Annotated in this window: 8 protein-coding genes; 3 read left to right on the top strand and 5 right to left on the bottom strand. The window is 38.3% G+C overall.

The window, feature by feature from the left end; genetic code table 11:
* Positions 1-52: 52 nt before the first annotated feature.
* Both ACLD6A_RS01070 and ACLD6A_RS01065 read left to right on the top strand, forming a co-directional pair.
* Entirely contained in the window at positions 53-2,608 is a 2,556-nt protein-coding gene (locus tag ACLD6A_RS01070; RefSeq protein WP_410313337.1) for a sensor histidine kinase, read from the top strand.
* A gap of 9 nt (positions 2,609-2,617) precedes the next feature.
* The gene (locus tag ACLD6A_RS01065; RefSeq protein ID WP_410313336.1) at positions 2,618-3,409 is read left to right on the top strand and encodes a response regulator; all 792 of its coding nucleotides are present in this window, start codon (positions 2,618-2,620) and stop codon (positions 3,407-3,409) included.
* Between the two features lie 185 nt (positions 3,410-3,594).
* On the opposite strand, the gene ACLD6A_RS01060 is transcribed toward ACLD6A_RS01065, so the two are convergent.
* Complete coding sequence (locus tag ACLD6A_RS01060; protein WP_410313335.1) at positions 3,595-4,005, bottom strand: hypothetical protein; 411 nt, start codon at positions 4,003-4,005, stop codon at positions 3,595-3,597.
* 612 nt (positions 4,006-4,617) lie between these two features.
* On the opposite strand from ACLD6A_RS01060, the gene ACLD6A_RS01055 reads away from it, so the two are divergent.
* A complete protein-coding gene (locus ACLD6A_RS01055) occupies positions 4,618-5,589 on the top strand; it encodes a cell filamentation protein Fic (RefSeq protein ID WP_410313334.1) in 972 nt (323 codons plus the stop codon).
* Between the two features lie 462 nt (positions 5,590-6,051).
* Here the strand turns inward: ACLD6A_RS01055 and ACLD6A_RS01050 are convergent, their stop codons facing one another.
* From ACLD6A_RS01050 to ACLD6A_RS01035, 4 genes are all read right to left on the bottom strand, one after another.
* Positions 6,052-7,992: a chromosome partitioning protein ParA gene (locus tag ACLD6A_RS01050; RefSeq protein ID WP_410313333.1), complete on the bottom strand. Its 1,941-nt coding sequence runs from the start codon at positions 7,990-7,992 to the stop codon at positions 6,052-6,054.
* A 381-nt stretch (positions 7,993-8,373) separates the two neighbouring features.
* Entirely contained in the window at positions 8,374-11,067 is a 2,694-nt protein-coding gene (locus ACLD6A_RS01045) for an ABC transporter permease (protein ID WP_410313332.1), read from the bottom strand.
* A gap of 17 nt (positions 11,068-11,084) precedes the next feature.
* The gene (locus tag ACLD6A_RS01040) at positions 11,085-11,924 is read right to left on the bottom strand and encodes an ABC transporter ATP-binding protein (RefSeq protein ID WP_410313331.1); all 840 of its coding nucleotides are present in this window, start codon (positions 11,922-11,924) and stop codon (positions 11,085-11,087) included.
* 271 nt (positions 11,925-12,195) lie between these two features.
* A complete protein-coding gene (locus ACLD6A_RS01035; protein WP_410313330.1) occupies positions 12,196-13,518 on the bottom strand; it encodes an O-acetylhomoserine aminocarboxypropyltransferase/cysteine synthase family protein in 1,323 nt (440 codons plus the stop codon).
* Positions 13,519-13,796: the final 278 nt, after the last annotated feature.

The following is a 13,796-nucleotide window of genomic DNA, read 5'->3' as shown; positions in this document are numbered from 1 at the left end:
TCATACTCAAGTTTGATTGTTCTATAAAGTACTATGCACTAGCCTAGTAATTATGAAAGTACCTAATATGTTTCAAAGTGTTATACAGCGATTACGAAAAGAGCTCACATTAAACGACATATTATGGGGTATTATTCCACTTATTCTTTTTATACTTTCAAGCGATCGCTACGTTATAAGCAACGTTGATGGCTTTTTGACTCAAGGTTCGCTTATTACAGTAACGCTTATAAATATTGTTGTTGCATTACTACTTTCAGTACGAAAACTATGGCCTGAACAATCGGCTACTATTTTTATTGTTATTTGCATTGTGCAAGTAATATTTGGCCCTACTCAACTTTTCGCTGATTTCTTTGGTTTCGTGCTACTTGTTAATGCTATTGCGCGCGGAAATCCGGAGCATTCAAAAGCTTTTGTTATTGCAGCTTACGCAACAACAGTATTATCTTGCGCAGTAATATCGTGGAATACTGTAATGGGACCAATATATGGCATCAATCATTCAAAAGCTAGTTATACTTGTAGTGTACAAAATATAAATAGTAGTAGCATAAAAAATTGCGTTTCAAATATACTTAATTTTGCAATTCCTTCAATAATTTTTGCGATTATTATTACTACTATTACGGTTATTATTGGCTACTGGCAGCGCACTCACGTGCATACTATTCAACTTTTGCAAGATCACAATAATGCTATTCGCGCGTACCGCCGAAAAGCTCAACACATTGCTGTTACTGCAGAGCGCGCAAGAATTGCAAGAGATATGCACGATATTGTTGCCCACACGCTTTCTATTATTATTGTTCAAGCAGATGGTGGTCGTTATGCAGCAACCAAAGATATTGCACTTGCTAAAAAAACAATGCATATTATTAAAAACGAAGCCGAGCGCGCCGTTCACGACATGCGCCGACTTCTAGAAGCTTTAACAGACGCTCCATCGTGTCAATTGGATTTCAATCACATACCTTCGCTTATTGAACAAGCAAAGATTGCATCTCCTAAAAATATTTTTTGGCATACTGTTGATGGCATAAATTCTCAAAATAGACTTAACACGGACGCACAAACCGTTGCATACCGCGTTGTTCAGGAATCTCTTACTAATATTCGAAAGCACGCAGGAGATGGCGTTAAAATAAACATTCATGAACAGTGGAATAACCAAGGCTTAACACTAAAAATCACGAATGAAATACACAAAACCGAAGCTAACCAAACACAAAATAGCAATGCGCAACATAAAAACGGTTATGGCTTAATCGGCATGAAAGAGCGACTTGAAAATCTTCATGGAACGCTTGATTATGGAAAACTCAATGATGGAACGTTTAGTATTGTTGCTTTTATTCCATATTCCTACAGCGCAGACCAGTCAAACAGTACTGCTTCTGTATTAAATAGTATTCATAACGTTACTAATAAGAATGCAAAAGTTAATAATCAAGCAGAAGCACAAACAAAACCGGCAAATGTGAAACCAGCAGATGTAAACGTTCCAACCTCATCAAAAGTTTTGCCATACGTTTTACCAGAAGCAAATGCTTCACAAAATAGGATTGAGAAAGTATCTCAATGGTTTGAACAACATTGGCTTATTGGAGACATTATTTATGCATCACCTTGGGTTGTTATGATGCTCTTTCTGCCAACCTACGATTTTATTGTTGGAGTTGGAATGTCTTCACAATATTCCAACTCGCTTTCATTACAAATACTTTATAAAGTATTTACTCTTACAACCATGATTCCATTCATGTTTCGCAGAAAAGCTCCAACCGCATGCGCAATTGTTGCAGCAGTATTTTCTGCAATACAGCTTATACTCTTGCCGAATATTTTATTCGCTAATTTTTTCATACCGAACATTATTTACGCTGCTGTGCTCTACGGTAAAAAACGCGCATGGCAATGGGTTAGCGCAGTAGTGCTTGCCGAATCTGCTATTTTCGCCGTAAAAATTGGTATTTCATCAAAAAATATTCCACAAACTGAAACTCCAATACGATTCTTTACATCAAATATTGCCACAACCAATTTTTATGACTTTATGCAATTTGCGTCCGTTGGATTAGTTTTTGGTTTCATAGTTGCAATAATTTGTTTTACAGTTATTGCGTTTGCTTATTACCGCAGAAATGATGACAATAATTTGCTGCTTCTAAAAGCGCGCAGAACAGAATTAGAGCAAGAGCAAAAACAGCTAGAAGTGCTTGCAGCTAACGCAGAAAGGCAACGACTTAGCTCAAATATTCAGCAAAAAGTTGCTATTACATTGCATAAAGTAATCGATGCCGCAAATAGCGGAATTGATATGCTAAATAAATACGAAAAATCAAATAGCAATGCAGAAAATCGAAAGTCATCAGAACCAAAGCAATCACAGGAACAAAGTGAAGAAATTAGTAAAGCTTTTAAAAATATTGGAGATGAAGGTCGTTCAGCACTAAAATATTTGCGAAAATTGCTTGGGATTTTGCGAGAAACGGGCTCAAGCGTTAATTTGGCAAATAATGGTGCGAATACAACTGAAATTGCTATTCGCCCTGCTGCCCCACTTGATGAGCAAATTCAACACAACGCATTAAATAAGCAAGAGTAAGTTGATACTATGGAAAATATGGAAAACAATGAAGTAATTCGCGTTGCAATAGCAGACGATCAGGAGCTTGTGCGAGCAGGATTTGCGATGGTAATAAATTCGCAGCAAGATATGCACGTTGTATCTCAGGCTTCTAACGGATCACAAATTGTGGAGCTTTCTAAAAGCCAAAATCCAGACATTATTCTTATGGATGTTCGAATGCCTGTAATGGACGGTTTGGAGGCAACTCGCAAGATTCTGCAGCAAAAAACTAACGAAAATACTCGCATTATTATTTTAACAACTTTTGATTTAGACGAATATGTTATGGCTGCAATTCATGCTGGCGCTTCCGGATTTTTGCTTAAAGATACAGAGCCGGAAACTTTGCTCAATTCCATACGAACTGTGTATCAAGGAAACGCAATTATTGCTCCGACTGCTACGAAGCGTTTGATTGAAAATATGATTCAGCAAGGCAAAGTAGCAACAAATATTACAGCAAATAGAGCTGCAAATTACAATGCGCAAGAAAGTTCGGCTGCACAAGCAAATTCTGCTACACAAGTAAATTCAACTGCACAAGAAACACAAAGCTGCGCGTGCGAGAATTCTGCTATTCCAGAACTTACTGATAGAGAACGCGAAGTTCTTGTTGAAATTGCTCACGGACTTTCAAATCAGGAAATTGCTGACAAACTATTTATTAGCTTACCAACAGTTAAAACTCATGTTGCGCATATTTTAGGAAAAATCGATGCTAGAGACCGCGTTCAGGCTGTAGTTTTTGCTTACGAAAATGGCTTAGTTAAGCCGTAAAATACAGCTATTTTACAAGATTTCTCTGTCTAATGAGACGTGAATTGTCAGAGTTTTCTCTCATAGCAAGTTTTATATTTGTTATACAAGAAGCCCAACAGCTTTTGCATGCTTGACTTCTGTCTTTCAACTAATTACGTCGAAAGCGTTGTGTTGATGTCAAGGTCTGATTAGGTGGGTGTATTTTAGGCTTTGTGCTTTTTGTTTCTTCTTCGTAAAAACTCTTTAACAATGATTGGAATTATAGTTGGAATACATTCAAGAGTTATAAAAAATGTAATATACGTGCAAGTCCAGCTATTACCCAATTGCCGAGGAGACTCTTGTAATATCAATAAATCAATGGCTGGTGCGATAAGCGCTATGGCAATGGTTTTACAAACTCCTAAGTTTTCGAGTGTTTTTTGATTGACAACGATTGAGTAAAGTACAAGTCTTGTTAAACCAAATACGTGAGCTATGAAAACCAATAAAACAGGTGAGTCATAAGCAATTTCTGGGTTAAACAATCTAAGTGAGTTAAGGATTAGTCCTAAAAGAGGGAGTAATAATGAAAAAAGGAATAATCGTATAGCTTGATATACAGATTTCTTCATTACAACCTCCTTAAATTTATATAGCCAAGCAGATGACTACTGTCGTAGACGGACTATTTTCACTCATTTTACGTTAATTTATCTTACTTGGAAAGTTGTGATAATCATATCCGATTGAAATCTGGCGGTCATTAGCAGACGTGGTTTAAGTAGCTTGGGTAAATACTGTACCGTTTTTACGAAGGCAGCGTAGCAGTGATAAGCGAGATTTTGTTTGCTTTTATGAGTATGACATAAAGTTCAGAGAAATTTTGACGCATACGGAGGATTGTGTGAAGAGCTAAAGCAATATCCAGGAGTTATATCACCTGATTGCTCTCTCTACATTGATGCTCCACGTTGTGCGCAAATTTGCACTTGTGTAGCAGGGGTTAGCGAGTGTTATCGTTAAAAGGTTTAGCGTGCGGTGGCTTTAAGCTTACTTCTCGAGATTCTAGATGTGATTTTGCTACCTTTAAGCCTACTGGTTGCGTGCTCTATTTGCTTATATTTTGGGGAACAAATCGGTGTAAAAATTGTAAAAAAGTTCCCTACATTATTGATTATTGGGGAACAAAATGGTATTTTATTTAAGTAAATGTTCCCCAATTTATGTGAAAAAGGAGTGTGAAGATGGCTGCAAAATATGATGATGTGCAAGAATTGCTTAGAAAAAAGGCTGATATTAATGCTCGCTTGAGTTTGCTTGCGTATGACGGTACTCCTGAAATCAAAAATCGTGGAGATGGTAAATATTTATACACCAGAAAGCGTGTTTCGGGAAAGTTGACGTCTACATATGTTGGTGTGTATTCGGACGATTTGTATAATCTTCTTCTTCGCAATGCAAGTGAATCTAGGCAATTGCGTAAGGAACTTCGCACTGTAGTAAGGCAGCTCGCGAATGCTGGATATTCTAATAGTGAGTTATCTGCTGATTTGGTGAACAATATTGCTTTTGCAAGGGCTAACTTAAAGGCGAATATTTACGATCAGGCGGTTTTGGAAGGCGTTGCTACTACTTTTCCTCAAACTGAAGAGATTATAGATAACGGGAAAGTGTTTGGTGTTTCTGCGAGTGATGTTCAAAAAATCTTGAATTTGAAGCATGCTTGGGAGTTTATTTTAGACGAGGATGTTGTGTTAAGCAGGTCTGATTATTACATGCTTAGTCATATAGCGAAGCTTGTTAATGAGGGTTTTTTCTTAGATGGCGGTCGTATTAGGGGTGTTCCTGTTGCGATTGGTGGATCTACTTATATTCCGCCTATTCCTAATGAAATAGATGTTAAAGAAAAAATAAGGAATATTGTTGAATGTGAGAAAGATGGTGAGAATGTTGAAGGTAGAGTTGGAAGGAAAGAGCCTATTGATATTGCGATTGAATTATGCGTTTATTGTATGAAGTCGCAGATATTTTTAGATGGAAATAAGAGGGCTTCTGTGATTTTTGCGAATCATTATTTGATTTCTCACGGCAGTGGCTTGTTGGTTATTCCAGAAAATAAGGTTCCTGAGTTTAAGAAGTTGCTTGTTGAATATTATGAGGGTGAAGATTTGCAGGTGATTGCTTCGTTTATGAGGGAATATTGTTGGCGACATTAATTTACCTGGTCCAGGGCTTAAAGCTTTATTTTTAGTTGGGAAATTTGATTTAAAAAAACAAGCCAGGCTCTGATGTTCTTAAAGTACCAGGACTTAATAAAACAGGTAATGTTGCTATAGGTTATAAGAAGCAATAGTAATATTTTGCACTCAAAATCAAGTTATTAAGCTAAATGGTATACCTTTTGCGATATTTTCCTATCGTTAAAAAGTGCACTCAATATTCATAGCGTGCACTCAAAAAAGTGTAAATATACTACCCGTTCACTCAATCCACGTCGAGAGTGTCGTATTGATACCAAAGGCTTAATAGGTGGGTACGTTTTACATTATTCTTATGAAGATAAACCACTGCAAAACCTATAAAATTCCATACAAAACAAATAAAAAATGCGGCTATTAATGCATAATGCACGAATAGCCGCAAATTTAAATTATCAACATACCTAATAGCTTTTTAATTTATGCTTTCGGTAAGCGACGGTGACGCATAAATGTTACGCCTGCAGCAGCCGCACCAGAAATGGTTAGCGCACCCAAAACACCCAACATTATAGTGCTAAGCATATTGCCAGAAGACTTGTTCTCGGATGTAGCACTAGCTTGAGCTTGTGGCTTTTCGCTTTCAGTATCCGAAATCTTTTCGTCAGTTTCGTTAGCAGGACGATCCTGAACATCATTATTTTCGGAAGTTTCCGCACTTTCTGCAGTTTTAGCGTTTTCTTTAGGCACATTAGATTCAGAAGGCTTTGCAGAAGGCTTTGCAGAAGGCTTTGCAGATTCAACAGGCTTGCTTTCAACAGGCTTGCTTTCAGTCTTACTTTCAACAGGCTTTGACTGCTTATCTGTAGCATCTTCAGAAACAGCAGGAGCTGAATTATCTTCAACTTGAACTGCTGGAACTACTGGGTCTGCAGGAGTAACAGGAGCAGATGGAACAACAGAAGCAGGTGGCATAGCTGGTGCTTTAACAGACGGAGCTGGGATATTAGCTTCAGGTACTGCAGGAACTGGAGCAGTTACTTCCGGAACAGATACTACTGGAGGTGCAGGAACTGGAGCAGCATGCTCTTGAGATTCACTACCTTTCTTAGACTCAGAAGGTGCTGGAACACTAGGAGCAGTCTGTTTTTCAGATTCTTTGGCATCATTATTGCCAGCAGAACTGCTGCTATTTTGCTGATTCTTTTTAGCTTTTTCCTGTTCCAATTGAGCTTTGAGAGTAGTAACTTTAATTCTAGCTGCCTCAAGATTCTTTTCTGCTTCCTTTAAAGAATCTTCAGCTTGCTTCTTTTGCTTATTGTTATTAGCTCTTGCATCAGGCTGATTATTTTTAAATGCTTTAGCACCCTCAACACCATTTCTTAATGAGTCAATTTTTTTGCCTAGTTCCTCTTTGTTGTCAACTGACTTATAGTTCTCAATAATATTATCAAGAAGCTTTATTTCAGACTCTGCTTTCTTTACTTCAGAATCTTTACTGTTAGAAACTTCGAGCTTATTGGCTACATCTTTTTTAGACTTATCAATTTGATCTTTAATCTTTTTAAGTTCTTCATCTGCTTTTTCAAATTCTTGCTGCGCTGTTTTGAAAAGAGATTCTAATTCTTTCACAGTTTTTTCTTTATCAGCTACAGATTTCTTATCTTTTTCGATTTTTTTAAAAAGCAAAGCTTGATCATCAGAAACTTTTTTAAGCTGATTATTTATAGAATCAATATCACCATTATTTTCTTTAACAGCTTTATCTAATGCAGATTCTAAATCAGTCATTTTTGTTTCATACTCTTTAACTTGAGCAGAATCACTTGCAATAGATTCCTTAAGAGAATCTACTTCTTTGTGAAGATTTGAAATCTGCGATTCATACTGCTTTATGCTAGATGCAGCTCTTTCTTTTGTTTGACTTTTTTCTTCTTCGTCATTTTGCAAACCATCAAGAGCTAATTTTGCATTATCATATTGCTTTTTTAAAAGTTCGTATGCTTCTTTTAATCCGGTAAGATCGCTCTCTTTTTCTCTTTTGGATTTTTCAAATTCCGCAACCTTTGCTTTTGCAGCTTCGGAATCCATTTTAAGTGCATTTTGAGCTTCTAGAAGTTCCTTTTCCTTATCTTTCACAGCGTTTTCAGCTATTTTTTCAGTTTCAGAGATTTTACTTAAAAGATCGTCAAATTCTACAACTTTTTTCTTATACGCTTCAATTTGATCTTCTAATTGCTGAACTTGCTCTTCAGCTTTTTCAATTGCTTCTTCAGTAGACGCTTTAACAGTCGCCTCTGTTTGAGCTGGTACATTCTGTACTTCATCAGCAGCATCTTGCGCCCACGCTGGCATTGGGCTTTGCATTAACAATAAGATTCCTGCAATTGCTGCGGCAGATTTTTTATTGACCGTTACCATATTTTCTACTCCTTGCTCGTAGCGGCCTTCATGTCTAACTTATGTCAGCAGTCATTTTGAGCATAACAAAGAAATAAATACATTTTCAACGCTATTTATTCGGAAAATTTCCGGCAAAACTTGTCATTATGAATAATAATCGTATTATTTTTGAATATCTTTAATAAAAAATGCCATTTCTATACATAATATTATAATCTTCGCATAATTATGCACACATTTTAATAAAAAAATAATAACGATAATACAAATTTTTTCTGCGTGTCGAAGACGCTTAAGAAAAAGATAATGCCGGCACGTAAAATTTACACACCGGCATTATCTTTATTTTCTGCAACTTAACTTCTACAGACTATCTTTCACATATAGTTTTTGTGAAATTTAGTCCTCCGCGAGCGCAACTACTGGCGAAGACTTCACCGCTCTACGAGCTGGAAGCACGCTGGAAAGAAGCGCTGCAAGCAAAGCGATTAGAGCAAGAACCGCGTAAATAGTCCAATCAACTACAAACGGAACTTTGCCAATTACGCTAAACACCATGTAGGACCCAATCCACCCAAACGCCGTTCCAACAATCAAGCCTGAAACAGTGCTTGTTAAGGAAATCAACGTTGCTTCCAACGCAAGCGACCTTCTAACCTGTCCCCTTGTCATGCCTATTGCGCGCAAAGTTGCAGATTCTTTAGTTCGCTCAATAACAGACAAGCTTAATGTGTTTGCAACGCCTATTAAAGCAATCACAACGGCTACTGCTATTAAGCCAACAAGCACCATCATCATTGCATCGATAGCACTCTCCCACTTTGCACGCTCAAACACGCTTCCAGTAGCCATAACCTCCGCATAGCTAGATGTAACATTTTGAATGTTTTTAGCAATATCTATAAGATTAGCTTTGCTAGAATCTACCGAAATAAGCAGCATATGCGTTGTAGGCTTAAGGTAGTTATTGAAGTAGGATTTGCTCACAAAAGCAGTATTATTTGAATACACACCAATATTTCGATACGTCTTAAACTGAACTTGCTTTACAGTAATGCTCTTATCGTTATTACTAGAGTCTGTATTCATGCCAGTAAATGGCGTAATATTATTACTGTCTGTTTCACCAGAACTGTACTTTTCTACGTAAGCTTTTAGATTAAGGTTTCCTTTTTTAAGATCAAAAGGCTTTCCACCTTCATCATTAAACTTAGGCAAAAGCACAGAATCCCTGTTTATATTGACGCCATCAAGGTCAGTGTGCATCACATTTCGAAGCTGATTTACATTATCAACTCCAGCTGCCATAGCGTACTCAGTTTTGCCCTTAGCGTTCTTAAAAGTCATAGGAACTGCAGGAAGCAACTCAGTATGCTTTATTCCACTAATCTTTGAAATATCGGCAGCTAAAGACTCATCAACATTCTTGCCTTGAATAATAATGTCAACACTGTAACGGTCATCAACAACACCTTTAAGAGTTGCTTTACCGCAGATTGCGCCAGTTACTACTGTAGAAACAAGCGTTACGCCAATAAGCAAAGCCGTTCCAGTTGCAGCAACTCTTCTAGGGTTTCGTTGCACGTTTGCGTTGGCAACTTTAGATGCAGGCCCACAAAGTGCCATGATTGCGCCAGTTGCCTTCATAGCAAACGGCATCCAGAATGTTGCTGTAATAATAATTCCAATAAACACAAGCGCGCATCCAAAAACTGCCACAAGCAAAGTTCTCCAAGAGTCAGCACCAGCATTAGGCGACTGCTGAGCAATCATGCTTGCCAAAGAAGTAGCACTTAAAGCCGTAAATAAAATACCTACAACAATAAATAGAACGCCAAAAACAGAGCGAAGAATGCTTGCACGTTTATCTTTAATCAAATCCATTGGACGCAACGCTTCCATAGGCGTTACTTTTGTAGCAGATCGAGCAGCACCCATAGATGCAAGAACTGTTACAATCGCACCAATTACTATTGGCCACACAACCGCCGGAAGTGAAACAATCAAAGGAATCTTAGATAATGGTCCAGAATTAATATTCAAGTTACTAATTGCGCCCATAAATCCTATTGCGCAAAGCACGCCAACACCTGCAGAAATAACTCCAAGTATTGCAGCTTCAAGTAAAACTGCCGCATAAAGCTGGTGCGATTGTGCGCCAATTACGCGCAAAAGCGCAAGAGTGCGTCTGCGTTGAGCAACCAAAACTTGGAATGTGTTTGCTATAACAAGCGAAGAAATAAGCAACGCTAGAACACCAAAAGATAGCAAGAACATGGTTACAAAATTAGTGCCGTTGGACACATTTCGAACAGCTCTTACACCAACATCATGCCTAGACATAAGAGAAAATTGCTCTGGAAGCAAAGCACTAATCTTAGGAGATAAATCGTTTATTTTAGATTCATCGATGCTCATATACACTTTGCTTTGCACAACTTGATCATCAAAATTCTTAAGATTGTTGAGTTTTGCACAAAAATCGTTCGTTACGCCGCCAAGATATATGCCGCGATTTGAAAATGGTATTTGAGAATGTTCTCCATCGTCAACAAGACCAACCACACGAACATCGTACGATTTTTCTTTATTTCCGCCAGTGTCATCTACTTTAACCAAAGTTATAGTATCGCCAATGTTTGCATGTATGGATTTAGCAATACTTTTAATAAGCGTAATTTCGCCTATTTTTTGCGGATCTCTACCTTCTGTTGATTTATACACAGGAAGATTTCCATACAAACCACTAGACCAAGCAGCGCTCGTAACTGATTTATCACCTTTTTCTACTCTTACAAGCGCAGTCGCATCGTTACTACGAATACCGTTGACACCAGGCATCTTCGATATTTCGTCTAAATGAAGGTCTTTATAATGAATTCCACTATTCGGAGAACTGTTAGAGCTTTTAGATGAGATTGCATAATTTGCGCTATGGAATTCTTCCGTTGCATTGCGAACCATCAAGTCGTCAACACTATTTACAAAAAGCAAAGTAGCACTCATAAACATGCTGCCTATAAGAATTGCAATTCCAGAGGCGATTAGCATGCGTACGCTTTTACGCATAAGTTTTAGCGCGATTTTCCACATTCTAACTTCACCACCTTTTATTGCAATTGAGCAGACTGATTACTAATACCAGCCTCACTGCGTTCCATAAGCATCTTGCTCATACCTTCCGCAGTAGGATTTTGCACGTCTTCAACGATTTGACCATCTGCAAACACGATTGCTCGATCCGCGTAAGAGGCTGCAACAGCGTCATGCGTAACCATAATCACAGTTTGACCAAGCTCCGTTACAGACTTCTTCAAAAAATGCAAAACTTCTGAGCTGGAAGCAGAGTCGAGATTACCGGTAGGCTCATCCGCAAAAACTACGGAAGGCTTAGAGATTAAAGCTCGAGCGATTGCAACACGTTGGCGCTGACCACCAGAAAGCTCAGCAGGCCTATGCTTTAAGCGATTTTGCAAGCCAAGAGTATTAACCAAAGCATTAAACCATTGTTTATCTGGCTTTTTGCCTGCCAAAGTAAGAGGCATGAGAATATTTTGCTCAGCGCTAAACATTGGAAGAAGATTAAAACTTTGGAAAATAAACCCAACCATTTCGCGGCGCATAAGCGTAAGCTGCTTATCGCTCATGCCTGTAATATCTAAGCCATCTACCAAAACTTTTCCAGAATTAACACTATCAAGACCAGCCAAAGAATGCATTAAAGTTGACTTTCCAGAACCAGAAGGGCCCATAATCGCAGTAAACTTGCCACGCTCAAAACTTACACTAACATCTCGCAAAGCGTGAACAATGCCTGCACCCTTGCCAAAATCTTTAACAACGTGCAAAGCTGCAACCGCTGTTTCACCAATCAAGTTTTGGTTAAAATCTGCTCTAAAATCTAAAGCATTTTCTTGCTCGTATGAGCTTACTTCGTACGGACTGTTCATAACTGCTCCTTTTCTTAAAAAGTAGTAATCGCATAGTTATCTATTGCTAATACTTAAATTTACGGGAAAATACGGCTGATTACCATCGTACGTAAGGCGGAAATTATTTAGAAAAAATTAGCGTCTCATCCTAAAGTATGATGCGCAAATTTAAAGAATATACACAAAAAATCGGAGCGCATACAAATACGAATGCGCTCCGAATAAAACGGTAATGGATCTCCAGGAATATTTTTAATTAATAACTTTTGCTTTACTTTCTCTTTTCTTTTTAAGCAAGACCTGCTTTACGAACCGCGTCAAATCCGCGCTGCAAATCGGCAAGAATATCGTCAATATGTTCAGTTCCAATAGACAAGCGAATAGTTCCCTCATGAATGCCCTGATCTTCCAACTCTTCAGGAGTTTCCTGAGAGTGAGTAGTAGATGCAGGATGAATAACCAATGACTTCACGTCAGCAACATTTGCAAGCAATGAGAAAAGCTGTAAATTGTCAATAAATACGCGAGCTGCATTCCTTCCACCTTTAATATCAAACGTGAAAATAGAGCCGCCGCCGTTCGGGAAGTAACGCTTATAAAGCTCGTGATCAGAACGACCTTCAATAGAAGGATGACTTACAGATTCAACTTCTGGCACAGTTTGCAAATATTTCACAACCTTCAACGCGTTTTCAACGTGACGTTCAACTCGCAAGCTCAAGGTTTCCGTGCCTTGCAAAAGCAAGAACGCAGCAAACGGGCTAATGCAAGCGCCAGTATCGCGCAAAATAATCGCACGAATACGAGTCACAAAAGCCACAGATCCTAAAGCTTCATAGAAGTTCAAACCATGATAGCTAGGGTCAGCTTCAGTAAGAGTTGGGAATTTTCCAGGAACTTTAGCCCAATCAAAATTGCCACCTTCAACAATAATGCCACCAAGAGTTGTGCCGTGGCCGCCAATAAATTTCGTAGCAGACTCAACTACAATATCTGCACCATGCTCAAGCGGACGGAAAAGATATGGAGTTGCAAAAGTATTGTCAACAAAAACAGGAATGTTGTGTCGATGCGCAATCTCTGAGATAGCCTCAAAATCAGGCAAATCAGCATTAGGATTACCGAAAGTTTCAAAGTATACGAGCTTTGTATTTGGTTGAATTGCATCCTCGAAGTTTTGAGGATTCTTAGGATCAACAAAAGTGGTTGTTACACCATCTCGAGGAAGAGTGTGACGAAGAAGGTTATAAGTTCCACCATACACATTCTTTGAAGACACGATGTGATCGCCCTGCTGCGTAATATTGCGAACCGCATAGTCAACAGCCGCAGCACCAGAAGCAACAGCCAAAGCTGCAGTTCCACCTTCAAGAGCCGCAATTCTACGCTCAAAAACATCTTGAGTAGAATTCGTTAAACGACCATAAATGTTTCCAGCGTCACGCAAATGAAAACGAGCTGCAGCATGATCAAAATCATGGAATACGTAGCTTGTTGTTTGATAAATAGGAACTGCACGAGAATCAGTTGCAGGATCCGCCTGCTCTTGGCCAACATGCAATTGCAATGTTTCAAAATGATACTTTCCTTGCAATTCTTCAGTAGCGCTCATAATACCCCTCCAGTTTTTCAACTTTTTAAACAGTAGATTAGTTTGCTTCAGCTTGCTTTGTGCATCCACTTACTTTTCTGTTTTCTGTTTACACTTTTATTTAAGTGATAACGACAGTATGCCATTATGGTTCATTCGTACATACCTACAGTTATCAAAATTACCTATAACGAATTAACAATTTGCAAAAAATAGCGAAATTTGTTTAAGAAAAATACAGAAAATATAGTGAATTTCTAATACAACACGCCGTATATAGCTTTTATCCACAATGCTCA

The sequence above is a fragment of the Gardnerella sp. Marseille-Q9691 genome, from assembly GCF_046507715.1.
Classification (GTDB): Bacteria; Actinomycetota; Actinomycetes; order Actinomycetales; family Bifidobacteriaceae; genus Bifidobacterium; species Bifidobacterium greenwoodii.
Note: the sequence above shows the minus strand (reverse complement) of the source record. Positions and strands in the feature narration are given on the sequence as shown.